Consider the following 24,940-nt stretch of genomic DNA (forward strand, 5'->3'; position numbering starts at 1 on the left):
TTTTTTAGTGTACGCCCGCCGGGGCGATTACAGCGCGGCGATCACCGCCTGCTGTTCGATCAGCCTGGCCTTGGCATCGGCGTAGCCGTTCAGCTTTTCGCGCTCCTTGGCGACCACCGCCTCCGGAGCACGCGCCACAAAGCCTTCGTTGGAGAGCTTGGCTTCGATGCGGGCGATCTCGCCGTCGATCCTGGCCACCTCTTTGGTCAGGCGATCCAGCTCGGCGGCTTTATCGACCAGACCGGCCATCGGGATCAGCAGCTCGGCACCCTCCACCAGCTTGGTGACGGAGACCGGGCCTTTGTCGCCGGCCGGCAGCAGGGTGATGCCCTGCAGGCGCGCCAGCGACTGGATAAAGCTGCGGTTCTGCTCCACGCGGCGCTGGGCGTCGGTGCTGGCGTCGCGCAGCAGCAGATCCAGCGGCTTGCTCGGGGCGATGTTCATTTCGGCGCGGATGTTACGCACCGCGATGATGGCCTGCTTGATCCACTCCAGATCGGACAGCGCCTGCGCGTCGTCCAGCGCCGCGTCATACTGCGGGTAGGGCTGCAGCATGATGGTATCAGCGTCGATACCGGCCAGCGGCTTGACCCGCTGCCAGATGGTCTCGGTGATGAATGGAATGATCGGATGCGCCAGGCGCAGCAGCCCTTCCAGCACGGTGACCAGGGTGTGGCGGGTGCCGCGCAGCTCGGCATCGCTGCCGCCGTTGATCGCCGGTTTGGCCAGCTCCAGGTACCAGTCGCAGAACTGGTTCCAGGTGAACTCGTACAGGATATTGGCGGCGATATCGAAGCGGTAGCTATCCAGCGCCTCACGCATCGCCTTCACCGTGCGGTTGAACTCCGCCAGGATCCAGCGATCGGCCAGCGAGTAGATCTTTTCGCCGTCGTTAAAGCCGCAGTCGTGGCCTTCGGTGTTCATCAGCACAAAGCGGCTGGCGTTCCACAGCTTGTTACAGAAGTTGCGGTAGCCTTCCAGGCGCTTCATGTCCCAGTTGATATCACGGCCGGTGGAGGCCAGGGCGGACAGGGTGAAGCGCAGGGCGTCGGTACCGTGCGGCTCGATGCCGTCCGGGAACTGCTTCTCGGTGCGCTTGGCGATCTTCTCGGCCAGCTGCGGCTGCATCATGTTGCCGGTGCGTTTCTCCAGCAGCGCCGGCAGACTGATACCGTCGATCATATCCAGCGGATCGATGACGTTGCCCTTGGATTTGGACATCTTCTGCCCTTCGTCGTCGCGGATCAGGCCGGTGATATAGACGGTCTTGAACGGCACCTGCGGCTTGCCGTCTTCATCCTTGATGAAGTGCATGGTCATCATGATCATGCGGGCGATCCAGAAGAAGATGATGTCGAAACCGCTGGTCAGCACGTTGGTCGGGTGGAAGGTCCTCAGCGCCTCGGTGTTCTCCGGCCAGCCCAGGGTGGAGAAGGTCCACAGGGCAGAGGAGAACCAGGTATCCAGCACGTCGTTGTCCTGGGTCAGCGTCACCCCGGCGTCCAGGCCGTTCTCGCTGCGCACCTCTTCTTCGCTGCGGCCCACGTAGACGCGGCCTTCGGCGTCGTACCAGGCCGGAATGCGGTGGCCCCACCACAGCTGACGGGAGATACACCAGTCCTGAATGTCGCGCATCCAGGAGAAGTACATGTTTTCGTACTGCTTGGGCACAAACTGAATGTCGCCGTTTTCGACCGCCTCAATGGCCGGCTTGGCCAGCGGGGCAGCGCGCACGTACCACTGGTCGGTCAGCATCGGCTCGATCACCACGCCACCGCGGTCGCCGTAGGGCACCGTCAGATCGTGCGGCTTGATCTCGACCAGCAGACCGGCTTCGTCGCAGGCCTTGACGATGGCCTTACGGGCGGCAAAGCGTTCCATGCCGCGGAATTCGGCCGGCAGCTCACCGCTGTAGGCATCGCACTCGACGCCGTTGGTGTCCAGCACCTGCGCCTGCTCACGGATGTCGGCGTCGAAGGTGAGGATGTTGATCATCGGCAGCTGGTGGCGACGACCGACCTCATAGTCGTTGAAGTCGTGCGCCGGGGTGATCTTCACGCAGCCGGTGCCTTTCTCCATGTCGGCGTGTTCGTCGCCGACGATGGGAATGCGGCGGTTGACCAGCGGGACGATGACAAACTTGCCGATCAGATCCTTGTAGCGCGGATCCTCCGGGTTGACCGCCACGCCGGTGTCGCCCAGCAGGGTCTCCGGGCGGGTGGTGGCGACCACCAGGTGATCCTGACCCTCTGCGGTCATGGCGCCGTCGGCCAGTTGGTAGCGCAGATGCCACATGGAGCCCTTGGTTTCACGGTTCTCCACCTCCAGATCGGAGATGGCGGTGCGCAGCTTCGGATCCCAGTTGACCAGACGCTTGCCGCGGTAGATCAGATCTTCCTGATACAGACGGACGAAGACTTCCTTCACCGCGTTGGACAGGCCGTCGTCCATGGTAAAGCGCTCGCGCTCCCAGTCGACGGAGTTGCCCAGACGGCGCATCTGGCGGGTAATGGTGCCGCCGGATTCGGCCTTCCACTGCCAGATCTTGTCGATGAAGGCATCGCGGCCATAATCGTGGCGGGTCTTGCCCTCTTCGGCCGCAATCTTACGCTCAACCACCATTTGGGTGGCGATCCCGGCATGGTCGGTCCCCACCTGCCACAGGGTGTTTTTCCCCTGCATGCGCTGGTAGCGGATCATGGTGTCCATGATAGTTTGCTGGAATGCGTGGCCCATGTGCAGGCTGCCGGTCACGTTCGGCGGCGGGATCATGATGCAGAAGCTTTCTTTGCCGGTGTCGCCGTTCGGCTTAAAGTAGCCCTGCTGTTCCCAGTGCGCATACAGCGGCTGTTCGATATCTTGCGGGTTGTATGTTTTTTCCATTCTTCGTCTGTTTCGTCTGATCGGTCAGTGAGTTGGCGGCGTCGCCGTGGTCAAGTGAAAGCCGACGCTGCGATAGGCTTTATAGCGTTCGCGCGCCAACTGCTTTAATACGTCTTCATAAGGCACGAAGTCTATCACTTCATGGAAAGCGGTGGCAAAATCCGCGAACGTCGGCAGCAGGCAGATTAACAGCTCGCGTGGCGCGCTGCCGCGCTTGCCCGGCCAGGAGAGCTCCACCGGCGCGCCGAAGCGCGGCCCCTCACCGGCCAGGCTGTGCGGCACGAACTGCTGCGGGTCGCGCGCCCATAGCGCCTCGTCCAGGCGCAGTGCCTGCTCCTGGCTGGCGCAGGCCAACAGCACCCGTTTACCGGCGCGCCAGTGCTGGCAGGCCAGATCGCAGGCCAGCGTTTCCACATCGTCCGGCGTGTCAGCCTCCTGGGGCTGCTCCAGTAAATAAAAGGTTGCCTGTTTCATTGGGAGTCGGATCTATCCTGCTAGGTGAATGCCCTGTTGCCGGGATCAGCGATACGGCGCGGCCGCCCGCGCGGCGGACGGCCATCCCCTCTATTCTACAGCAATGACGGGAATATTCATGCCCCCCTCCCGTGCGGGAGGGGAGAGGCGGGATCACTCCTCGCCGTTCAGCCCAGCGCGGTTGAGCAGGAACTGCGACAGCATCGCCACCGGGCGGCCCGTGGCGCCCTTGGCCTTGCCGGAGCGCCAGGCGGTACCGGCGATATCCAGGTGCGCCCAGTTGTACTTGCGGGTAAAGCGGGCCAGGAAGCAGGCGGCGGTGATCGCCCCGCCCGGGCGCCCACCGATGTTGGCCATGTCGGCAAAGTTGGAGTCCAGCTGCTCCTGGAACTCCTCGCCCAGCGGCAGGCGCCAGGCGCGATCGCCCGCCTGCTCTGCGGCGTTCAGCAGCTCGGAGGCCAGTGGGTTATGGTTGGCCATCAGGCCGGTCAGGTGGTGGCCCAGGGCGATGACGCAGGCGCCGGTCAGGGTGGCGACATCCACCACCAGCTCCGGCTCGAAGCGTTCGACGTAGGTCAGCACGTCGCACAGCACCAGGCGCCCTTCGGCGTCGGTGTTGAGCACCTCGACGGTCTGGCCGGACATGGTGGTGAGGATGTCACCCGGGCGGTAGGCGCGCCCGCCGGGCATATTTTCACAGCCTGCCAGCACCCCGACAATATTGAGGGGCAGCCGCAGCTCGGCCGCCATGCGCATCACGCCATAGACCGAAGCGGCGCCACACATGTCGTACTTCATCTCGTCCATGCCTTCGCCCGGCTTCAGGGAGATGCCGCCGGCGTCAAAGGTCAGCCCTTTGCCCACCAGCACGATGGGGCGGGCGTCCGGGTTCGGGTTGCCCTTATATTCGATCACCGACATCAGCGATTCGTTTTGTGAGCCCTGACCGACGGCCAGATAGGCATTCATGCCCAGCTCTTTCATCTGCTGCTCGCCGATCACCCGGGTGGTGACGGCGCCGGCATAGTTGTCGGCCAGCTGACGCGCCTGAGAGGCCAGGTATCCCGCGTTACAGATATTGGGAGGCATGTTGCCGAGATCTTTGGCGGCCTTGATCCCGGCGGCGATGGCCAGACCGTGCTGGATGGCGCGCTCACCGCTGGTCAACTCGCGGCGGGTCGGTACGTTAAACACCATCTTGCGCAGCGGACGGCGTGCCTCCACCTTGTTGCTCTTCAGCTGATCAAAGGTGTAGAGCGTCTCCTTGGCGGTTTCGACGGCCTGGCGCACCTTCCAATAGGTGTTGCGGCCCTTGACGTGTAGCTCGGTCAGGAAGCACACCGCCTCCATCGAACCGGTATCATTGAGGGTGTTGATGGTCTTCTGAACCACCTGCTTATACTGGCGCTCGTCCAGCTCACGCTCTTTGCCACAGCCGATCAACAGGATGCGCTCTGAGAGTACGTTGGGGACATGGTGCAGCAACAGGGTCTGCCCCACTTTGCCTTCCAGTTCGCCGCGGCGCAACAGGGCGCTGATATAACCGTCGCTGATCTTGTCGAGTTGTTCGGCAATCGGTGACAGGCGACGCGGTTCGAATACGCCGACCACGATACAGGCGCTACGTTGTTTTTCCGGGCTACCGCTCTTTACACTGAACTCCATGTACTCTCCTGAATCTTAAAGACAGCGGCTGGAGGGGCAGATAGACTGTGCTCGAACGAGCTGCGGCCCCTTCGCCGTTGAACTGACTAGAAACAATTATTGCCACACGTTTTTTTAGCCAAACGGTAAAATCGCGCTGACACTGCTCTTATCCGGCCACCGCAGCGGCTTTTGCTGGTTTTTTGCGCTGACAGCGGCTAAATTTGTCGTTTTCGTGACTAACGATTACGGTACAATCGGTTTACAGTACAATCAGTTTACCTGATCAGCGGTTGGCGTTTTGGGATCTGGTCACGTTCCCAGTGTGCTTTTACGCCGCCCGGACAGCAAAGGCTGTATATCGTGTTCCTGATTGTTACCGCTGCCATAATCATCATGAAAATGGCGCGTTAGCGTAGAAATTATCTATTTTCCTGCAAAAATACAAGTTTTCACAGGCGTAATAAGCGTGATCATCATTAGATATCTAGTCCGGGAAACCGTTAAAAGCCAGGTCGCTATCCTGTTTATTCTGCTATTGATCTTTTTTTGCCAAAAGATGGTGCGGATTTTAGGGGCGGTGGTGAACGGTGATATCCCGACCAACCTGGTCTTTTCCCTGCTCGGGCTGGGAATACCTGAGATGGCCCAGCTCATTCTTCCGCTCAGCCTGTTTCTGGGGCTGTTGATGACGTTGGGCAGGCTGTACACGGAGAGCGAGATCACGGTGATGCACGCCTGCGGTCTGAGCAAGGCGGTACTGGTGAAGGCGGCGATGGTGCTGGCCTTTATTACCGGTGCGCTTGCGCTGGTCAACGCCTTCTGGCTGAGCCCGTGGTCCTCGCTGCACTCGGATGAGGTGATGGCTGAGGCCCGGGCCAATCCCGGACTGGCATCGCTGGCGGAGGGGCAGTTTCAGTCCTCGCAGGACGGCAACTACGTGCTGTTTGTCGGCAATGTGAAGGACAAGAAATTCCAGAATGTCTTCCTGGCCCAGCTGCGCCCCAGCGGCTCCCAGCGTCCGTCGGTGGTGGTGGCCGACAGCGGCCATCTGGTGGAGATGAAGGATGGCGCGCAGAAGGTGGTGCTGGACAGCGGCACCCGCTATGAGGGTACCGCCATGCTGCGCGACTTCCGTATCACCGACTTTGTCGACTATTCGGCGATTATCGGCCATAAATCGGCGATGCTGGATCCCAATAACGCCGATCAGGCCAGCATGGAGGCCCTGTGGCACTCGCAGGAGCCGAGCTTCCGCGCTGAGTTCCACTGGCGCCTGACCCTGGTGTTCTCGGTGATCGTGATGGCGCTGATGGTGGTACCGCTCAGCGTGGTTAACCCGCGCCAGGGGCGGGTGCTGTCGATGTTACCGGCGATGTTGCTGTACCTGATCTTCTTCCTGCTGCAGAGCTCCCTGCGCTCCAATGGCGGCAAGGACAAGCTGGACCCGATGATCTGGATGTGGGCGGTGAACGGTTTCTACCTGCTGCTGGCCGTCGTGCTTAACCTGTGGGATACCATCCCGCTACGCCGCCTGCGCGCGCGCCTGAGCGGAAAAGGAGTGGCCTGATGTTTGGCGTTCTCGATCGTTATATTGGCCGCACCATCTTCAACACCATCATGATGACCCTGTTCATGCTGGTGTCGCTGTCGGGCATCATCAAGTTTGTCGATCAGCTGCGCAAGGTGGGCCAGGGCGACTACTCCGTGGCTGGCGCCGGCCTGTTTACCCTGCTGAGTGTCCCCAAGGATATCGAAATCTTCTTTCCGATGGCGGCGCTGCTCGGCGCCCTGCTCGGGCTGGGGATGCTGGCGCAGCGCAGTGAGCTGGTGGTGATGCAGGCTGCCGGTTTTACCCGCATGCAGGTGGCGTCGGCGGTGATGAAAACCGCCATCCCGCTGGTGCTGCTGACCATGGCCATCGGCGAGTGGGTGGCACCGCAGGGGGATCAGGCGGCGCGCAACTACCGTGCCCAGCAGATGTACGGCGGTTCGCTGCTGTCGACCCAGGGTGGACTGTGGGCCAAAGATGGCAACCAGTTTGTCTATATCTCCCAGGTGGTGAACGACCGTACCCTTGGCGGGGTGAGCATTTACACACTGGATGCCCAGCGTAAGCTGACCTCGCTGCGTTATGCGGCGTCTGCCACCTTTGACGGTAAACAGTGGAAGCTGGCCCAGGTGGAGGAGTCTAACCTGAGCGACCCGAAGATGATCACCGGCTCGCGAACCCTGAGCGGGGTGTGGAAGACCAACCTGACGCCGGACAAGCTGGGGGTGGTGGCGGTCAGCCCCGACTCTCTCTCCATCAGCGGCCTGTACTACTATGTCAAATACCTGAAGCAGAGCGGCCAGGAGTCCAGCCGCTACCAGCTCAACCTGTGGATTAAGGTCTTCGCGCCACTCTCCGTGGCGGTGATGATGCTGATGGCGCTCTCATTTATCTTTGGCCCGCTGCGCAGCGTGCCGATGGGGGTGAGGGTGCTTACCGGCATCTGCTTTGGCTTTGTGTTTTACGTGCTGGATCAGATCTTCGGCCCGATGAGCCTGGTGTACAACGTGCCGCCGGTGATCGGGGCGGTGCTGCCCAGCGCGCTGTTTCTGGGACTCAGCGTCTATCTGCTGCTGCGCCGCCGCTAGGCGCGCCGTGCAGGGAAAAGGGGAGCTACGGCGCCCCTTTTTGCTGCCTCTCCGGCGCCGCCTCTCAGGTTATACAGTGTAAGCGTGTGCTTACTTAGAGTCGCACTTCCGCCTATGACTTCTGCGCCGCCAGCGCGCTGACCAGATCGTTAACCCCGTCGCTCATGTTATTAAAGCGGGTCAGATCGCTGCGGGTAACCACCACGAAGACTCCGATGTTTTTCTCCGGGATCAGCGCCATATAGGTAATAAAGCCACCGGCGCCGCCGGTCTTCTGAATGATGGCCGGGTGCCCGTCCTGTGGCGCCATCGCCACCCACCCCAGCCCCAGGGCGGAGGCCTTGCCCGGCACATCCATGCCTTTCACCTGATTCAGCTTGGCGCGCGGATAGTACATCTTCAGCAGGCGTGCGGCATAGGGGCTGCGCGGCTGCTGACCACCGGCCAGAAACTGCTGCATCCAGCGGCGCATGTCGTCCGGCGTGGAGTAGACGCCGCCGCTGCCGATGGCCGCCAGTGAGGAGACACACGGGCTGGCGCTGCGCGCCGGGATCATCAGGCGTGCGCACTGTGTCGCCGTCGGGGTATAGGTGGTGCTGCTCATTCCCAGCGGGCGGGCGATCAGGCGCTGGAACAGTGCCGGGTAGCTCTGCCTGGTGGCGTGGGCCAGCGCGTCGGCCAGCAGATCGTAGGCCAGATTAGAATAGGCGGCGCTGCTGCCCGGGGCTACGCTCAGGCGTGCGCTCTGCAGCCACTGCCAGCGCTGGCTATAGGTCGGCCAGGTGAACACTGTCCGATTGGCGGCACCGCCCGGCTGCTCGCGCGGCAGGCCGCTGGTATGGGAGGCCAGATGCATCAGGCGGATCGGTCTGCCGGAGGCGTTGGTGGGCACCCGCTTACCTGACGGAGCATAGCGTGACAGGGGATCGGTCAGCTTGACCTTACCCTCTGCATCCAGTTTGACCAGGACTTCACTGGTCATCAGCTTGGTCAGCGAGGCGATACGGATCAGTGAGTCGGGGCGCGGGCGCTGATGGTTACCCGGCTTGGTCTCACCGTAGCTGCGGAACAGCTGCTCCCTGCCGTCGATGGCGACCAGCGCCATGCCGGTGGCGCCGCTGTTATAAAAGATATGCTCGGCGTAACGATCAACGGTCGCGCGGATCTGGGCATCCGGTACGGCGGCTTGGGCGGAAATGCTGCTCAGCATACAGCCGATGGCCAGCGCGGCCAGCGGAAACAACGAGCGAAAAGGAGTATCCATGTCATTTAAACGCCAAGGAATTAAGAGGATAGCTATAGTAATGCCAGTCAAAGCTGTACGGCAGCGCTTTTCGCCGGGAATTTTGTAAAAAATACCGCCAGAGTGCTGCCGCGGGTAAAAATGGATGTGACGCAGCGTGCGTGCAAGGGTAATCTTGCTACGCCGTAAAGAGAGACGCAGAACGGGGTGGTTACGGGGAAATTTTCTGTCGCAGCGCAGTTATTTTTTCCTCTTTTTCCTCTGTGAACATATAATGCGCAGCGGTCATTTGTGGCTGTAACCGAACAACCGCCTGCGTGGCGTTAGCACCCAACAGGAATAGAGACATGAAAATGAGTATCCGTGCGCTTCTCACGGTACTTCTGGCCGCAACTGCCTGCGTGCAGTCTGCGTTTGCCGTGGTATACCCTCTGCCGGCGAACAACAGCCGAGTGGTTGGCGAGAATCTGCATATCAAAGTCCCGGAAGACAGTAAGTACCCGCTTGAGCATTTTGCTGCCCAGTACCAAATGGGGCTGAGCAACATGCTGGAAGCCAATCACGGTGTTGACCCCTATCTGCCGCGCGCAGGTCGTAGCCTGACTATCCCACAGCAGTTGATCCTGCCGAATACCCCCCACGAGGGGATCGTGATCAACAGCGCCGAAATGCGCCTGTACTACTACCCGAAAGGCAGTAAGACGGTGATCGTACTGCCGATCGGCATCGGCCAGCTGGGCCGCGACACCCCGATGAACTGGGTGACCTCCGTCCAGCGCAAGAAAGCCGGCCCGACCTGGACCCCGACCAAAAAAATGCACGAAGAGTACGCCGCCAACGGCCAGTACCTGCCTGCCGTCTTCCCCGCCGGTCCGGACAATCCGATGGGGCTGTACGCCCTGTACGTCGGCCGCCTGTATGCGGTGCACGGCACCAACGCCAACTTCGGTATCGGTCTGCGCGTCAGCCACGGCTGCGTGCGGCTGCGTGACCCAGACATCAAGTGGCTGTTTAAGAATGTCCCGATAGGTACCCGCGTACAGTTTATCGACGAACCGGTAAAAGCCACCGTCGAACCGGACGGCTCCCGCTATATCGAGGTGCATAACCCGCTCTCCACCACCGAGGCGGAGTGGCAGTCCCGCGCGCCGGTCCCGATCCAGCTCAACGCCGCGGTGACCAAGATCATCGCCGACCCGAGCGTCAGCACCCACGCGGTAGACGAAGCCCTGAAGGCCCGCTCCGGCATGCCGGTGGAGATCAACTGAGTGCCAATGGCTGGCGGAGTACCACAGGCGGGGCAGTGCCCCGCCTTTTTTGTCACTGCCCGGTTCCTGGACCAGGGCTGTCTCGGCCTGGTGCCAAGGCCTTGCTGACATTCTGAAAAACCGGCGTACCGGCCCATCGCGCCGGTTTTTTCAACAGTTGAAAACCGCGGGGGTGGATATCTGTTGCATGGCGATCGCCAGCGGGTATAATGCACGGGTTTCCGCATCCCCTTCAGTGCCGAAGTGGCGAAATCGGTAGACGCAGTTGATTCAAAATCAACCGTAGAAATACGTGCCGGTTCGAGTCCGGCCTTCGGCACCATTAGTCCTTCCAAGACCATCCGAGAAAGTCCACCAAACCCTTTAAAATCAATGCACTCAGCGATTTTTACGTCTTGGGTCGTCCGAGGTCGTCCGTTGAAATCCGGATGTCATTGGGGGCATAATTGGGAGCATCTTAACTTCGATTAGAAATGTGCCCCCCAATGAAGCTCAACGCCAGGCAGGTCGAGACCGCAAAGCCAAAAGAGAAAACTTACAAAATGGCCGATGGCGGCGGTTTGTATCTCGAGGTTTCGGCTAAGGGTTCTAAATACTGGCGCATGAAATACCGACACCCTTCCGACAAAAAAGAGGATCGCCTGGCATTTGGTGTCTGGCCTACAGTGACTCTTGCTCAGGCAAGAGCAAAGCACAACGAAGCTAAAAAGCTGTTAGTGCAGGGGATTGACCCAAAAGCTGAACAGAAAGAAGCCCAGGGAGTGTTAGAAATTCTGTGTCACTCCACTTTGCCTCAGTGAGGAAAAGGAGTAACCTAGCACTGGGTGCTATAGTTAAGGTAACAGGATGTCAGCCTGATGCGCGTATTCAAAACTAAATGGTTCAGCAAGGCGGCTAAATCGCACGCCATCAAAGATAGTGAGTTATGCCAGGCTATTGAGGCGGCGATGCAAGGTAAGGCTGACGACCTCGGTGGGGGAGTTTACAAGAAGCGGCTGAACCAGAATCGCGATCGGGCCATAATTCTGGCGAAAGGTGGGGAGCATTGGTTTTACACGTTCCTTTATGCCAAACAGGATATGGCAAACATTGATAATCGCGAACTGGTCGGATTCCGCGAGTTAGCAAAGCACTACGCTGCCCTTGCTGATGAAAAGATTACGGCACTGATTAAGAGTAAAGAACTGGTGGAGATTTGCCATGACTGCAAAAAGTAAATTCAAAAGTCCTGCATTTGAGGCCATCCATAGCGCGGCTTCTGGATTATTCAGCGTCGATGCCATCCCACAGGAAACGATGCGCAACTTTGATAAAGCGTGCCTTAATAACGTGGACGATCTACAACCTATTGAAATTAAAGCATTGCGCGAGAAGCTGAACGTCAGCCAACCCGTTTTTGCCAGCTACCTGAATACCAGTGTGTCAACGGTGCAGAAATGGGAAAGTGGCGTAAAGCGCCCTAGTGGCTTGGCGCTGAAATTGCTTACTGTGGTGCGGAAGCATGGGTTGAAGGTGTTGGTTTGATTTCGAACTGCTAACAAAACCGAGTTGATGCGAATAACGTCAATCCCCACATAGCAGGCATGACACGAAAAATCATCAGTAAGCAGCTCTGGAAATCCTGACAGCCACTTCTGCCGCCCCAACCGCCTTCGTCACGGGGTGGCCGCCCACGCCTTGATGACGATGCCGTTCTCAACGGTATTCTGTTTGTCCTTACGACTGGGATACCCTGGGAGGAGTTGCCCCAGCCGCTGGGTTTTGGCAGCGCAATGACGTGCTGGCGTCGCCTACGCGACTGGCAAGCTCAAGGCATCTGGCTGCGACTTCACGTGGCTCTGCTGACCCGGCTACACCAAGCGGGTCACATCGACTGGAGCAGAGCACGCCTCGATGGCGCGAGCGTAGCCTGCCCCCGGGGGGCCAGGAAACAGGACGTAACCCGACAGACAGAGGAAAGCTGGGCAGTAAACGACACATCGTGGTGCAACGTCAGGGCATACCACTCGCCGTGCTTGTCTCTGGAGCCAGTCGCCATGACCCGATAATGTTTGAGCCATTGTTGGATGCCCTCCCGGCGTTAGCAGGCAAGAGAGGGCGACCACGATATCGGCCTGACAAGCGACACGCAGACAAGGGGTATGATTTTCGCCGTTGCCGGGATTATCTGAGGCGACGGGGAATCAAGGCCCGTATTGCCCGGCGAGGCATGGATAGCCATGACCGCTTGGGTCGTTATCGCTGGGTTGTAGAGCGAACTCATGGCTGGTTAGCGGGTTTTGGCAAGCTGGGTATTCGTTTCGAACGGCGGCTGGATACCCATCTTGCATTGCTGACGCTGGCTTGTACTGTTATCTGCTTGCGCTTTGTTGAACGGTTTTGTTAGCGGCTCTTAATCATTGAACTCAACGTCAATTTTAGCTAATTTAGCTAAATTATCTAGCATGTCCACGGGTGCCTGTCTTTATGAACGAAAACGAGATTTATCACCGTATTCAGCAGGCGCTGGCCAGTGCGCCGCGTAACCGGTACACCGTCGAGCTGCATCTGCAAATGATCAAATATGCCGACGAACTGGAACACATTACGGCGAAAGCCTTTTGCGAAGGCACTGGCCTGAGCCAGAGCCTCGGCACTGAATTCAGCAAAATGCGTAACTTAACCCGTCGGCTGAAAGCCGCCGGACTGAACACCGATCTGCTGTAATCGTTTACAGCACAGAATCGCGCGAAACGAGATATTTAATGGCTATCAAAAAAACCGAACTCTATTCCTCTTTATGGGCAAGCTGCGACGAACTGCGCGGTGGGATGGATGCCAGCCAGTACAAGGACTATGTACTGACCCTGCTGTTTATGAAGTATGTGTCCGACAAATATAAGGGCGATCCCTACGGGATGATCGTGATCCCGAAAGGGGCCAGCTTTGACGATATGGTCGCGCTGAAGAACGATAAAGAAATCGGCGATAAAATTAACAAAATCATCCGCAGGCTGGCGGAAGAGAACGATTTGAAAGGCGTTATCGACGAGGCCGACTTTAACGATGAGGACAAGCTCGGCAAAGGTAAGGAGATGATGGATCGCCTGACCAAGCTGGTTGGTATCTTCGAGGGGCTGGATCTGTCCGGCAACCGGGCCGATGGCGACGATCTGCTGGGCGATGCCTATGAGTACCTGATGCGTCACTTTGCCACCGAATCCGGTAAAAGCAAGGGGCAGTTCTACACGCCTGCGGAGGTCTCGCGTATTCTGGCGAAGGTGATCGGCATTACGCCCGATACGCCACAGGATGCCACGGTCTACGACCCCACCTGTGGCTCCGGTTCGTTGTTGCTTAAAGTCAGCGATGAAACCCGACGCGGGCTGTCGATATTCGGGCAGGAGATGGACAACGCTACCAGCGCGCTGGCGCGGATGAACATGATCCTGCATAACAACGCCACCGCTAAAATCTGGCAGGGCAATACCCTGAGCGATCCACAGTGGAAAGTGGCCAACGGCAAACTGAAAACCTTCGACTTCGCCGTGGCGAACCCGCCGTTTTCCAATAAAAACTGGACCAGCGGGCTGGATCTGAAGAGAGATCCGTTTGAGCGCTTCGTCTGGGGCGTTCCACCGGAGAAGAACGGCGATTATGCCTTTCTGCTGCACATCATCAAGAGCCTGAAAAGCACCGGCAAAGGGGCGGTGATCCTGCCACACGGCGTGCTGTTCCGCGGTAACGCCGAAGCGAATATCCGCGAAAACCTGATCAAGCAAGGCTATATCAAAGGCATTATCGGCCTACCGGCTAACCTGTTTTACGGTACCGGCATCCCGGCGTGCATTATCGTGATTGATAAAGAGCACGCCCACAGCCGCAAAGGCATTTTTATGATCGATGCCAGCCGGGGCTTTATCAAAGATGGCAACAAGAACCGCCTGCGTAGCCGGGATATTCACCGCATCGTGGATGTGTTTAACCATCAGCGAACGCTGCCCGGCTACAGCCGGATGGTGCCATTAAGTGACATCGCCGGGAATGATTACAACCTGAATATCCCCCGCTATATCGACGGCGGCGAGCCGGAAGATTTGCACGATCTGAGCGCCCATTTACAGGGCGGTATTCCGGCGCGCGATGTGGATGCCCTGCAGGATTACTGGCGGGTATTTCCTGCCCTGCGCGACGTGCTGTTTACCGACGATCGCCCCGGCTACTGTCGGGCGCAGGTCGAAGCCCAACAGGTTAAACCGACCATTCTGGCGCATCAGGAATTTAAGGATTTTTCCACCCGCAGCCTGCTGCCGTTTAAGGCGTGGGTGAAAGAGGCGGCACTGAATGAGATCGGTAAGGGCGATAAACCCAAGGCGCTGATCCACGATATCAGCGAGATGCTGCTGGCGCAGTATGCCAACAGCGAGCTGCTGAATAAATACAGCGTGTACCAGATCCTGATGGACTACTGGGCCGACACCATGCAGGACGATGTCTACGTGATCATGCAGGACGGCTGGCAAGCCGCCGCGCACATTCGCGAACTCCAGCCGGTGAAAGGTAAGGATGGCAAAAACGTCTGGAAAGAGGCGCATGATTTTGAGTTTGACAAGCGGCGCTACAAGGCCGACGTGCTGCCCCGTTCTTTGGTGGAGATTCGCTGTTTCCCGCAACAGCTGGAGGCGCTGAACCGCGCACAGGAGCGCAGTGAAGAAGCCAGCCGTCAGTTAGCCGAGTTTATCGAAGAGCAGACCGGGGAAGAGGATCTGCTGGCCGAGGCGAAGAACGACAAGGATAAGGTGACGCAAAAGCTGGTCAATGCCCGCCTGACAAAATTGAAGAAAACCACCGCCGATCCGGATGAGCTGGCGGCGCTGACCCGCTGCCTGGCGCTGATTAAAGCAGAGGCCAATGCGAAAAAAGCGCTGAAAGTCGCACAGGATGCGCTGGATCGCGCGGTGTTTAAACAGTATCCCACGCTGGACGAACCGGCGATCAAGGCGCTGGTGGTGCAGGACAAATGGCTGGCGACGTTGCAGGCCGGGATTAAGGCGGAGATTGAGCGCATCACCCAGCAACTGGCGGAGCGCGTAAAGGAGCTGGAAGAGCGTTATGCCGAGCCGTTACCGGCGCTGGAGGCGTCCGTTGAAGCGTTAAGCAAGAAGGTGGCCGGGCATTTGCGGGCGATGGGGCTGGTGTGGTGATGGCTATGGTGGATTTGGTGGTGGATAAACAGCGGTCGGGCGCGGCGAGAAAAGGCGTGCCTGCGGGGTTTAAGTTGACTGAGGTGGGGGTTATTCCTGAGGATTGGGAGTGCGTACCGTTAATGTCAGTCGGTGAAACATTTATTGGGCTGACATACTCCCCTAATGATGTAAAAGACTTTGGAACCTTAGTATTAAGGTCATCCAATATTCAAGATGGTCAACTAGCGTTTGAGGATAATGTTTATGTTCAAATGCAACTTCCTAATCGGGTTATTACAAAATCTGGAGATATTTTAATTTGCGTCCGAAACGGTAGCAGGCAACTAATTGGGAAATGCGCTTTGATTGACGCTCGAACAGCTGGTTCAGCCTTTGGTGCATTTATGTCTTTATATCGTAGCCCTTTGGCTCCTTATGTTTTTTATCAACTCCAATCTAATTTAGTTCAAAGGCAAATTGCAGAAACCCTGGGTGCGACGATAAATCAAATAACAAACAAAGATTTATCAAATTTCAAAATAGCAGTGCCTCGTAATAAAGATGAATATATCGAGATTTCCGATAAATTGGCAAGCATCGACGGTTTAATTATTGACCTGAAAAAAATAGTCAATAAAAAACAAGCTATCAAAACAGCCACTATGCAACAACTGCTGACGGGGAAAACCCGTTTGCCGCAGTTTGCATTGCGAGAAGATGGGACGGTTAAGGGGTATAAAAAGAGTGAACTAGGGGAAATACCAGAAGATTGGTCTATTGAAAATTTCTCAACGCTGGCAACACTGAGAAATGAAAGAATTAACCCAAGAACAAAAGATATTGAATGTTTATGTATTGAGCTTGAGCACATTATTTCAGAGTATGGTCAGTTAAATGGTTTCACTGAAACATCAGGCACATCATCAATAAAGAATGTTTTTTCGCCAAATGATATTCTTTTTGGAAAATTACGCTCCTATCTGAAAAAATACTGGAAGGCCACACAAAGCGGCGTTTGCTCTACTGAAATATGGGTATTAAAAACTGAGCTTCATAAAGCAATACCAGAGTTCATTTTTCAGACGGTTAAAACTGACCGCTTTGTTCAAACAGCATCCGAAGCTTATGGTACTCATATGCCACGCGCTGACTGGAAAATAATCAAAGAACTTCAAGTGGCAACACCATCCATTGAAGAACAAATCGCCATCGCCACCATCCTCTCCGATATGGACAAGGAGATTCAGACCTTGCACCAGCGTCTGGACAAAACCCGCCAGCTTAAACAGGGGATGATGCAGGAGCTGTTAACCGGGAAAACCCGCTTAATATAGAAGGGAACGCACATGGCTTATGATTACAGCGCCAACCTCAACCCGGAAAAAGCCCTGATCTGGCGCATTGTCCATCGGGATAATATCCCGTGGATACTGGACCACGGTCTGCACTGCGGCAACAGCCCGGTGCAGGCGGCAAACTGGATCAATATCGGCAACCCGGAACTTATCGGCAAACGCGCCGGGCATCCGGTGCCTGTCGGTATGGGCGGGACGCTGCATGACTACGTGCCGTTTTACTTTACCCCCTTTTCGCCGATGCTGATGAATATCCACAGCGGGCGTGGCGGCATTACGCAGCGCCCCAATGAGGAAATCGTCATTCTGGTCAGCAACCTGCGAAACGTGGCGGCGCAGAACATCCCCTTCGTGTTTACCGACAGCCACGCCTACTATAACTGGGTCAACTACTACACCCGTCTGGACGATCTGAACCAGATCGACTGGTCTATCTTACAGGCGCGGGATTTCCGTCGCGATCCGGACGATCCGGCGAAGTTTGAACGCTATCAGGCCGAGGCGTTAATCTGGAAGCACTGCCCCATCACACTGCTGGTCGGGATGATTTGTTACAACGATGGCGTCAGGTTACAATTAGAGCAGTGGCTGTCGCAACGTAATCTGACAATGCCCGTTCACGCACGGGCCGGGTGGTACTTCTCATGATCACATATACACAAGGCAATTTACTGGACGCGCCCGTGGAAGCACTGGTGAATACGGTGAATACCGTCGGTGTCATGGGTAAAGGCATCGCGCTGATGTTTAAAGAGCGCTTCCCCGACAATATGAAAGCCTATGCCGACGCCTGCAAACAAAAGCAGGTGATGACCGGCAAGATGTTTATTACCGAAACCGGCGAGCTGATGGGGCCACGCTGGATCGTCAACTTCCCTACCAAGCAGCACTGGCGCGCCGACTCCCGCATGGCGTGGATCGAAGACGGTTTGCAGGACTTGCGCCGCTTTTTGATCGAAGAAAACGTGCAGTCCATCGCCATTCCCCCGCTGGGCGCGGGCAACGGCGGCCTGAACTGGCCGGATGTCCGGGCGCGGATTGAATCTGCGCTGGGCGACCTTCAGGACACGGAAATCCTGATTTATGAGCCTACCGAAAAATACCAGAACGTCGCCAAGAGCAGCGGCGTAAAAAAGCTCACCCCCGCCAGAGCGATGATCGCTGAACTGGTGCGCCGCTACTGGGTGCTGGGTATGGAGTGCAGCCTGCTGGAAATCCAGAAGCTGGCATGGCTGCTACAACGCGCCATTGAACAGCACCAGCAGGAGGACGTGCTAAAACTGCGGTTTGAGGCGCACTATTACGGCCCCTATGCTCCTAACCTGAACCATCTGCTTAACGCGCTGGACGGTACCTATCTGAAAGCCGAAAAGCGTATCCCGGACAGCCAGCCACTGGATGTGATCTGGTTTAACGATCGGGAAAAAGAACACATCAACCTCTGGCTGAACAGCGAAGCCAAAGCGTGGTTGCCAGCGCTTGAGCAGGTCAGCCAGTTGATTGACGGTTTTGAATCGCCGTTTGGTCTGGAGCTGTTGGCGACCGTTGACTGGTTGTTGACCCGGGGACAATGCCAGCCGACGCTGGACTCGGTGAAAGAGGGGTTGCATCAGTGGCCTGCGGGAGAACCTTGGGCCAGCCGTAAGATAAAGCTGTTTGACGATAAGAATCTGCAATTCGCCATTAACCGCGTGATGGAGTTTCATTGCTGAAAATTAGCCTGTCCCAGCAGGCGTCATTGTTGCAGTCAGACTGGATGCGGACAGCGCGGAAAAACCGGAGCGTACACGCAGTACGTGAGGATTTTGAGCACTGCCCAAGTCCAGTTTGGCAAGTAAAATAGCCTGGTGGGACAGGCTCTAAGGAGAGCGCCTTTTGAGCACCATAGGCCAGCGCGAACGCGCCACGCAAGAGCGTCTGATTCAGTTTTTTGTTAAGGATTTAGGCTACCGCTATCTGGGCCGCAGCGCTGGAGATGCCGATGACAGCAATATCGACACGGACATACTGAGCGCATGGCTGAAACGGCGCGGCGTCAGCGATACCCTGATCACCCGTGTGCTTCGGCAACTGGACTCCGCCGCCGCGCTGGGCGAAGGCAAAAAGCTGTATTACGCCAATAAAGAGGTCTATCGCCTGCTGCGCTACGGCGTGAAGGAAAAGGAAGGCGCGGGCGAGCAGAATCAGACCGTATGGCTGATTGACTGGGCAAATCCTGAAGCCAATGATTTCGCTATTGCTGACGAGGTGACGGTCAACGGCGAATACAGCAAGCGCCCGGATCTGGTGCTGTACGTTAACGGCATCGCGCTGGGCGTGATTGAACTTAAACGCTCGTCAGTTCACGTCAGCGAAGGCATCCGGCAGAACCTCGATAATCAGAAGAAAACCTTTATCCGCAATTTCTTCACCACCATACAGCTGGTGATGGCAGGTAACGATACGCAGGGACTGCGCTACGGCACCATCGAAACGCCGGAAAAATATTATCTGGAGTGGAAAGAAGAGAATACCGGCATATATACGCATAAGCTCGACTTCCATTTAAGCCGCCTTTGCAGCAAATCAAGACTGCTGGATATCGTCCATAACTATATGGCCTTTGACGCTGGGGTGAAAAAACTCTGTCGCCATAATCAGTTCTTTGGTGTCGAGGCGGCTAAACAGCATATTGCCCGTCGTGAAGGTGGAATTATCTGGCATACGCAGGGATCGGGTAAAAGCCTGACGATGGTCTGGCTGGCAAAGTGGATCCGTGAAAACGTGCCCAATTCGCGCGTGTTGATTGTGACCGACCGCACCGAGTTGGATGAACAGATCGAAAGCGTGTTTATGGGCGTGGATGAAGAGATTTATCGCACCTCCAGCGGTAGCGATCTGATCGCGACGCTCAATCACCCGAACCCGTGGCTCATCTGCTCGCTGGTGCATAAGTTCGGTCGGCGTAGCGAAGCGGAAGACGCTGCGGCAACCGACGACTTCATCACTGAGTTGCAACAATCCCTGACCAAAACGTTCCGCGCCAAAGGCGACCTGTTTGTCTTCGTCGATGAGTGCCACCGCACGCAGTCCGGCAAATTGCATGACGCAATGACCGCGATTCTGCCGGAAGCCCTGTTTATCGGTTTTACCGGCACGCCGCTGATGAAGAAAGATAAAAAGAAATCAGTGGAGGTGTTCGGCCCTTATATCCACACCTATAAGTTTGATGAAGCCGTGGCTGACGGGGTGGTGCTGGATCTGCGCTATGAGGCCCGCGATATTGACCAGTATCTGACGTCTGAGAAAAAGGTCGATGACTGGTTTGAGGCCAAAACGCGCGGCCTGTCGAATTTAGCCAAGACCCAGCTTAAGCAGAAATGGGGCTCAATGCAGAAACTGCTGTCCAGCAAGTCGCGGCTGGAGCAGATCGTTAATGATATTCTGTTGGATATGGATACCCGCCCGCGCCTGATGGACGGGCGCGGTAACGCCATGCTGGTATGCAGTAGCGTGTATCAGGCCTGTAAGGTTTACGAGATGTTCAGCCAGACCGATCTGGCGGGAAAAGTGGCGATTGTAACCAGCTTTCGTCCCGATGCTGCCAGTATCAAAGGTGAAGAAACCGGCGCGGGCCTGACCGAGAAGCTGTTTAAATTCTCGACCTATCGCAAAATGCTGGCCGACTATTTTGAGCAAAGCGAAGAGAAGGTTGCCGGACGCATCGCCGAGTTCGAGCGGGACGTTAAACAGCGCTTTATTAATGAGCCGGGGCAAATGCGTCTGCTTATCGTGGTGGATAAGCTGCTGACCGGCTTTGACGCGCCGTCCGCCACCTATCTCTATATCGATAAAACCATGACGGACCATACGCTGTTTCAGGCGATTTGTCGGGTAAACCGGCTGGATGGGGAAGATAAAGAGTACGGCTATATTATCGATTATAAGGATCTGTTCCGCTCGCTGGATAAAGCGATAACCGATTACACCGCAGGCGCGTTTGACGATTACGATCGGGATGATGTTGATGGCCTGCTGAAAAATCGTCTGGAGCAGGCGAAGCTGGATCTCGACAGCGCGCTGGAGGTGGTTCGCAGCCTGTGCGAACCCGTCAAGGCACCGCGCGAATTGCAGGACTATCAGCACTATTTCTGTGGTCAGTCGGGAGAAAACCAGGCGGTATTAGGCGAAAAAGAGGCGCTGCGCCTTTCGTTCTATCAGAATGTCGCCCGCCTGCTGCGCGCTTACGCCAGCCTGGCGAATGAAATGCAGGAAGCGGGTTATACCAATGAGGAGGTGGAAAGCATTCGCGCCGAAGTCGCTAAATTCGAGAGACTGCGCTACGACATTAAACTAACCAGCGGCGATCTGCTGGACATGAAGCGCTTTGAGCCCGCCATGCGCCACCTGCTGGATATGTATGTTCGCGCCGACGGTAGCGAAGTGCTGATGGATTTCGAAGAGTTAAGCCTGATTGAGCTGATTGTTGAAAAAGGCGCAGCAGCAACTGCTGCTCTGCCGGACGAGATCCGCAATAATCAGGATGCGATGGCAGAAACCATCGAAAACAACGTGCGTAAAACCATCGTGGATGAAAACCCGGTGAACCCAAAATACTACGGGCGCATGTCGCTGTTGCTGGATGAACTGATTACCCTTCGCCGCCAGAATGCGCTTGATTATCAGCAGTATCTGGAGCGTATCCGGGATTTGAGCAAGCAGGTTATCCGCCCAGAACAAACCAACGGAGCATCCTATCCAGAAACGATGGATACGCAGGCAAAGCGGGCATTTTATGATAACTTCGGCCATGACGAGGTGCTGGCAACCCGTATTGATACGACAATCCGCTATACCAAAAAAGCAGACTGGATTGGCGATCGTTTTAAGGAACGAGAGCTTGCCCGTGCACTGCGTGAAGAAACCGCCAGTTATAACGTCAATATTGATGACGTTCTTGAGCTTGCCCGTAAGCAAAAGGAATACCACTGATGCCGGTCATGCAGATAGGCACGCTGCGCTTGCAGGTTAACCGTAAGGCAATTAAGAACTTGCATATCAGCGTCCTGCCGCCTGACGGCAAAGTCCGCGTTTCAGCCCCGGAACACATGACAGAAACGGCGATACGGATGGCGGTCGCTTCCCGCTTTCGCTGGATCCGAAAACAACAGCAGGATTTCGCCAGACAGCCACGCCAGTCCGAACGGGAAATGGTCAGCGGAGAATGCCACTATCTTTGGGGTCGTAAATATCGTTTGTTTGTGATCGAGCGTCAGGGACGTCATGAGGTGAAAATTGCGGGAAATAATAAACTCCAGCTTTATGTTCAGCCAGGAACCAGCAACGAAAATAAGGCACTGGTATTAACCGACTTTTATCGGCATGAGTTGAAACGGCAGGTCGCTAAATTACTGCCCGAATGGCAGGACAGAACCGGTGTTTCCGCGACGTTCTGGGGCATTAAAAAGATGAAAACCTTTTGGGGCACCTGTAATACCACCACAAAGCGAGTCTGGCTCAATCTGGAGCTGATCAAGAAACCACCTGAGTGTCTGGAGTATATTCTGGTGCATGAACTGGTTCACTTACTGGAGCGTCATCATAATGAGCGCTTCCGTCTACATATGGACCGCTTGATCCCTAACTGGCGCGAGCGGCGAGATTTGCTCAATAAGATGCCGCTGGCGTTTGAGGCGTGGGAGTATTGACCACCGGTATACCGTTGGGCGCCTTGTCCCTCTTCATATTACCGGAGGGGGCGGTGGTTGCCATTGCGGGCAATTGCTACAGTCACCTATAAGGCGTCACTCCAGAGGCCTTTGAACGGACCTCGTCGGGAGGACAGAATTTGTCTATGGTTTTGGGAGCAGTCCAATCCAAAAATAGCATAGGTTGAGAGGTGGCTGAAGGCGCGACCTCCTTCAGCCATCGTGATTGTTTAACGCAAAGTAGAAGTATCGGTGATACGCACGTAGATGTTCCCATCCTTCTGCATATCGGTGGTGACGGGTACCTCGTTACCGTTAGTGATCAATACGGTGCCACGATAGAACTCGGTGCCTTCCACCCGGTTCAGCTCCATGGTCTTGACACAGGATCCTTCAATGCGGTTATCGTGCATGATTTCCGTCACCAGTTCGCAGGTGCGGGTTTTCACCTGCTGATTGGAGTCCTTGGCCTCATCCGCCAGGCTGATCAGCACCATTACCACGATGGATACGCACCAGAGCAGAAACAGGGGATGTTTGGCCCGGCTGTCCAGAGTGTCGCGTTTCCACAGATAGACCGGTGACAGCAGCCACCACCAGAATGAGGGAGACTTCACCCCGGCCTGTTTGCGTTGCTTACGGTCGGTGTAAACATAAAAAATGCAGCTGCCGAGGCTGGCGGGCCCGATGATTGCCGGGTTAATCCAGATACCAATTATAGATAAAATAAGCGGAACCATGATCAGGCTCAGGGCATTTATATCTGATTTATTGAAATTGAACATAACGTGTTTCCTTTTGCATTTTAACCACACCAAATAGCGCCTTTCGGCATATGTAAAGCGAACTAAGATAAATTTATCGTTTTTAGTACTGCGGATATTGCCTGACTTATCGTGCGCTGTATAAAATTAGTCCACGGGTCGCGTGGTGTTGGCATTTTATACAAATTCATGCATTTGCTCTGTATCTCAATTGGCAGGATGCAACGATACGGAGCGGGGATTAACGATTAATTAAGTGTTGGATGGGGCATCCGCACAAATAAGATAACAAGCAATGATTTATTTTATAATACAAATGATTTTATCACGGTCGAGGTTCTTCTTAAAGAAAAAGAAAGCCTTACATTCTATTCACATTATCGCCACGATGGCCTGCAAGAATTGGAAAAGAAAGTCAGGCGATTAAATGGGAATAGCGTGTTAACGTTACAGCGTAAACCCGCTTGATATCCATATATTCTTGATGTTTTTTTAACTTTTACCCATCAGAGCATACACTTGCTGCATCCGGCGATTGAGGGATCCGGGGGCGCTCGCCGAGTCTTTGGCGTGTCAGCATGTGGTTGCCAATGAGGAGCCGGTCACCTGATGCAATCGGTGGCAGAAAGGAGTACAAAGCGGCTACGGGTAGGCTGCAAGCCGGATATCAGACGCCGACAGAAGCGACGGTGTTGATGGTGCTGGATGCGTTTGCAGAGCTCTGGGACGAAAAATATCTGCAGATCAGCACAAGCTGGCGTATCGATCGGGAAGATCTCAATGCGTTATTCAGCTATCTGTAAAGCTATCTACAGCATACGTAGCGGCGGATCGCGGGTGAGTCCGGGCAGCACAGTGGAGCACTCATCATGGTAAAAATGGAATCAATCAATCCCCTATGCCGTTCGCCGCGTCAGGCAAAGTACGTTGTTTTAACATGGTGGTCGTGATGGTCAGGTCAGAATGGCGCTGAGATCCTCCCCGTGATGAAGCTACAGGCGGCTCGCTTCAAGCCTGAATCACCTCATCGCGTAATCCACGGTTAATGATGGCGCTATTGTCGGTGCACCAGTGGATAATACGGATCCTCTGCTTTGCTACGGGACACACTGTGTTGCAGGGTGGTCGCTGATCTGATCCTTCAACCCGGCAAAATTTTGACCTGTTCAGCAAAGCCAGTGGGTGATAATAGTGGAACGGTATCTATGAGTTACACGGTAAGTGGTGCATGTGATGATCCTGTAGGGGCTATTTTTTCAAAGTTATTTGTCTTAATGAATACCACAAACGTTCTTTATCACTGTTTTTTAAGTGGTGTTGATTAAGCCTTTTCATAAAGTCAGTTTTGTCGGTAAACCGCTCGCCCCTGGTCAGTTTCGTTCTGACACCGGTAAGAATATTGGTATTTAAGACGCTGATTTGTTCTCTTACCTGCTCTAGAGACTCAGGTTGCCAATCTTTTTCCGGTATAGATAACCAGTCAGCACGATAGCGGTACTGAATCGCTTTAGCTGCATCCATTTGTGCCTGTATAAAGGACTTTACCGACTCGCCATCCAACCCCAACTGTTTTGCCTCGTTCACGGTGTTTGCTAATACTTTATCCTCCTGAGATAAATCCTCAATGGCAAGGTGGTTATTTGCTTTGTATCCTGCAACGTCCTTCATATAAGACAAGCGCTGATTAATCAATGCAACTACGTCTTCCGTGTTGATTGCTTCAGCCAATGCGGTGGTGGAAAAAAATAACCCAGCAAAAACAAGCAGTTTTCTTGATGTTTTACTGTTCACTTAACCTCTCCTCTTTTATTGGTAAA

20 protein-coding genes, 1 tRNA gene and 1 pseudogene are annotated in these 24,940 nt (G+C 55.5%); 16 read left to right on the forward strand and 6 right to left on the reverse strand.

Annotated elements, in window-relative coordinates:
- Window positions 1-27: 27 nt before the first annotated feature.
- The 3 genes from EIEH_RS07360 to pepA all read right to left on the reverse strand — a co-directional run bounded on the left by EIEH_RS07360 (window position 28) and on the right by pepA (window position 5,022).
- Window positions 28-2,883, reverse strand: a complete 2,856-nt coding sequence (locus EIEH_RS07360; RefSeq protein WP_015872666.1) for a valine--tRNA ligase — start codon at window positions 2,881-2,883, stop codon at window positions 28-30.
- A 24-nt stretch (window positions 2,884-2,907) separates the two neighbouring features.
- A complete protein-coding gene (locus tag EIEH_RS07365) occupies window positions 2,908-3,357 on the reverse strand; it encodes a DNA polymerase III subunit chi (RefSeq protein ID WP_015872665.1) in 450 nt (149 codons plus the stop codon).
- A 153-nt stretch (window positions 3,358-3,510) separates the two neighbouring features.
- Window positions 3,511-5,022, reverse strand: a complete 1,512-nt coding sequence (gene pepA / locus EIEH_RS07370) for a leucyl aminopeptidase (RefSeq protein WP_015872664.1) — start codon at window positions 5,020-5,022, stop codon at window positions 3,511-3,513.
- Between the two features lie 448 nt (window positions 5,023-5,470).
- Between pepA and lptF the strand changes: the two genes are divergently transcribed.
- On the forward strand, window positions 5,471-6,571 hold the full coding sequence (gene lptF, locus EIEH_RS07375) for an LPS export ABC transporter permease LptF (RefSeq protein ID WP_015872663.1): 1,101 nt from the start codon (window positions 5,471-5,473) through the stop codon (window positions 6,569-6,571).
- Window positions 6,571-7,641: an LPS export ABC transporter permease LptG gene (lptG, locus tag EIEH_RS07380; protein WP_015872662.1), complete on the forward strand. Its 1,071-nt coding sequence runs from the start codon at window positions 6,571-6,573 to the stop codon at window positions 7,639-7,641. The genes lptF and lptG overlap by 1 nt, the downstream gene beginning before the upstream one ends.
- 112 nt (window positions 7,642-7,753) lie before the next feature.
- Here the strand turns inward: lptG and ampH are convergent, their stop codons facing one another.
- A complete protein-coding gene (gene ampH, locus EIEH_RS07385) occupies window positions 7,754-8,905 on the reverse strand; it encodes a D-alanyl-D-alanine-carboxypeptidase/endopeptidase AmpH (protein ID WP_015872661.1) in 1,152 nt (383 codons plus the stop codon).
- A 326-nt stretch (window positions 8,906-9,231) separates the two neighbouring features.
- Between ampH and EIEH_RS07390 the strand changes: the two genes are divergently transcribed.
- From EIEH_RS07390 to EIEH_RS07445, 13 genes and pseudogenes are all read left to right on the forward strand, one after another.
- Window positions 9,232-10,152, forward strand: a complete 921-nt coding sequence (locus EIEH_RS07390; protein ID WP_035609149.1) for a L,D-transpeptidase family protein — start codon at window positions 9,232-9,234, stop codon at window positions 10,150-10,152.
- Between the two features lie 237 nt (window positions 10,153-10,389).
- A tRNA-Leu gene (locus EIEH_RS07395) sits at window positions 10,390-10,474 on the forward strand.
- 163 nt (window positions 10,475-10,637) lie between these two features.
- Window positions 10,638-10,910 (forward strand): annotated as a pseudogene (locus tag EIEH_RS07400) (Arm DNA-binding domain-containing protein); the annotation flags it as partial.
- 99 nt (window positions 10,911-11,009) lie between these two features.
- Window positions 11,010-11,369 (forward strand): type II toxin-antitoxin system RelE/ParE family toxin, encoded by a 360-nt coding sequence (locus tag EIEH_RS07405; RefSeq protein WP_015872658.1) that lies wholly within the window; start codon window positions 11,010-11,012, stop codon window positions 11,367-11,369.
- A complete protein-coding gene (locus EIEH_RS07410) occupies window positions 11,353-11,676 on the forward strand; it encodes a helix-turn-helix domain-containing protein (protein ID WP_015872657.1) in 324 nt (107 codons plus the stop codon). The genes EIEH_RS07405 and EIEH_RS07410 overlap by 17 nt, the downstream gene beginning before the upstream one ends.
- Before the next feature lie 110 nt (window positions 11,677-11,786).
- Window positions 11,787-12,538 (forward strand): IS5 family transposase gene (locus EIEH_RS18450; RefSeq protein WP_107775220.1). Its coding sequence is split into 2 segments (ribosomal slippage): window positions 11,787-12,063 and window positions 12,063-12,538, totalling 753 coding nucleotides; the frame shifts between segments, so codons are not numbered across the junction.
- An 80-nt stretch (window positions 12,539-12,618) separates the two neighbouring features.
- Entirely contained in the window at window positions 12,619-12,858 is a 240-nt protein-coding gene (locus EIEH_RS07415) for an HTH-like domain-containing protein (protein ID WP_015872655.1), read from the forward strand.
- 38 nt (window positions 12,859-12,896) lie between these two features.
- Window positions 12,897-15,335, forward strand: a complete 2,439-nt coding sequence (locus EIEH_RS07420) for a type I restriction-modification system subunit M (protein ID WP_015872654.1) — start codon at window positions 12,897-12,899, stop codon at window positions 15,333-15,335.
- A 5-nt stretch (window positions 15,336-15,340) separates the two neighbouring features.
- A complete protein-coding gene (locus EIEH_RS07425) occupies window positions 15,341-16,651 on the forward strand; it encodes a restriction endonuclease subunit S (RefSeq protein ID WP_107775303.1) in 1,311 nt (436 codons plus the stop codon).
- A 12-nt stretch (window positions 16,652-16,663) separates the two neighbouring features.
- Window positions 16,664-17,320: a type II toxin-antitoxin system toxin DNA ADP-ribosyl transferase DarT gene (gene darT, locus EIEH_RS07430; protein ID WP_015872652.1), complete on the forward strand. Its 657-nt coding sequence runs from the start codon at window positions 16,664-16,666 to the stop codon at window positions 17,318-17,320.
- Entirely contained in the window at window positions 17,317-18,384 is a 1,068-nt protein-coding gene (gene darG, locus EIEH_RS07435; RefSeq protein WP_015872651.1) for a type II toxin-antitoxin system antitoxin DNA ADP-ribosyl glycohydrolase DarG, read from the forward strand. Before darT ends, darG begins: the two co-directional genes overlap by 4 nt.
- 163 nt (window positions 18,385-18,547) lie before the next feature.
- Entirely contained in the window at window positions 18,548-21,643 is a 3,096-nt protein-coding gene (locus EIEH_RS07440) for a type I restriction endonuclease subunit R (protein WP_015872650.1), read from the forward strand.
- A complete protein-coding gene (locus EIEH_RS07445; RefSeq protein WP_015872649.1) occupies window positions 21,643-22,359 on the forward strand; it encodes a M48 family metallopeptidase in 717 nt (238 codons plus the stop codon). The genes EIEH_RS07440 and EIEH_RS07445 overlap by 1 nt, the downstream gene beginning before the upstream one ends.
- A 230-nt stretch (window positions 22,360-22,589) precedes the next feature.
- Here the strand turns inward: EIEH_RS07445 and EIEH_RS07450 are convergent, their stop codons facing one another.
- Complete coding sequence (locus tag EIEH_RS07450; protein ID WP_015872648.1) at window positions 22,590-23,144, reverse strand: hypothetical protein; 555 nt, start codon at window positions 23,142-23,144, stop codon at window positions 22,590-22,592.
- A gap of 557 nt (window positions 23,145-23,701) precedes the next feature.
- On the opposite strand from EIEH_RS07450, the gene EIEH_RS18900 reads away from it, so the two are divergent.
- Window positions 23,702-23,926, forward strand: coding sequence for a hypothetical protein (locus tag EIEH_RS18900; RefSeq protein ID WP_128574027.1), 225 nt, complete (start codon window positions 23,702-23,704; stop codon window positions 23,924-23,926).
- A gap of 445 nt (window positions 23,927-24,371) precedes the next feature.
- Here EIEH_RS18900 and EIEH_RS07455 read toward each other — a convergent pair whose 3' ends face one another.
- On the reverse strand, window positions 24,372-24,914 hold the full coding sequence (locus EIEH_RS07455) for a chorismate mutase (protein WP_015872646.1): 543 nt from the start codon (window positions 24,912-24,914) through the stop codon (window positions 24,372-24,374).
- Window positions 24,915-24,940 lie beyond the last annotated feature (26 nt).

The sequence above is a fragment of the Edwardsiella ictaluri ATCC 33202 genome (assembly GCF_000264785.1).
GTDB classification, from domain to species: Bacteria; Pseudomonadota; Gammaproteobacteria; order Enterobacterales; family Enterobacteriaceae; genus Edwardsiella; species Edwardsiella ictaluri.

What these genes read in the sequence shown, in the direction of transcription:
- EIEH_RS07360 (WP_015872666.1), bottom strand. Translation starts at nt 2,883, where the DNA reads ATGGAAAAAACATACAACCCGCAAGATATCGAACAGCCGCTGTATGCG.
- EIEH_RS07365 (WP_015872665.1), bottom strand. Translation starts at nt 3,357, where the DNA reads ATGAAACAGGCAACCTTTTATTTACTGGAGCAGCCCCAGGAGGCTGAC.
- pepA (WP_015872664.1), bottom strand. Translation starts at nt 5,022, where the DNA reads ATGGAGTTCAGTGTAAAGAGCGGTAGCCCGGAAAAACAACGTAGCGCC.
- lptG (WP_015872662.1), top strand. Translation starts at nt 6,571, where the DNA reads ATGTTTGGCGTTCTCGATCGTTATATTGGCCGCACCATCTTCAACACC.
- ampH (WP_015872661.1), bottom strand. Translation starts at nt 8,905, where the DNA reads ATGGATACTCCTTTTCGCTCGTTGTTTCCGCTGGCCGCGCTGGCCATC.
- EIEH_RS07390 (WP_035609149.1), top strand. Translation starts at nt 9,232, where the DNA reads ATGAAAATGAGTATCCGTGCGCTTCTCACGGTACTTCTGGCCGCAACT.
- EIEH_RS07405 (WP_015872658.1), top strand. Translation starts at nt 11,010, where the DNA reads ATGCGCGTATTCAAAACTAAATGGTTCAGCAAGGCGGCTAAATCGCAC.
- EIEH_RS07410 (WP_015872657.1), top strand. Translation starts at nt 11,353, where the DNA reads ATGACTGCAAAAAGTAAATTCAAAAGTCCTGCATTTGAGGCCATCCAT.
- EIEH_RS07415 (WP_015872655.1), top strand. Translation starts at nt 12,619, where the DNA reads ATGAACGAAAACGAGATTTATCACCGTATTCAGCAGGCGCTGGCCAGT.
- EIEH_RS07420 (WP_015872654.1), top strand. Translation starts at nt 12,897, where the DNA reads ATGGCTATCAAAAAAACCGAACTCTATTCCTCTTTATGGGCAAGCTGC.
- EIEH_RS07425 (WP_107775303.1), top strand. Translation starts at nt 15,341, where the DNA reads ATGGTGGATTTGGTGGTGGATAAACAGCGGTCGGGCGCGGCGAGAAAA.
- darT (WP_015872652.1), top strand. Translation starts at nt 16,664, where the DNA reads ATGGCTTATGATTACAGCGCCAACCTCAACCCGGAAAAAGCCCTGATC.
- darG (WP_015872651.1), top strand. Translation starts at nt 17,317, where the DNA reads ATGATCACATATACACAAGGCAATTTACTGGACGCGCCCGTGGAAGCA.
- EIEH_RS07445 (WP_015872649.1), top strand. Translation starts at nt 21,643, where the DNA reads ATGCCGGTCATGCAGATAGGCACGCTGCGCTTGCAGGTTAACCGTAAG.
- EIEH_RS07450 (WP_015872648.1), bottom strand. Translation starts at nt 23,144, where the DNA reads ATGTTCAATTTCAATAAATCAGATATAAATGCCCTGAGCCTGATCATG.
- EIEH_RS18900 (WP_128574027.1), top strand. Translation starts at nt 23,702, where the DNA reads ATGTGGTTGCCAATGAGGAGCCGGTCACCTGATGCAATCGGTGGCAGA.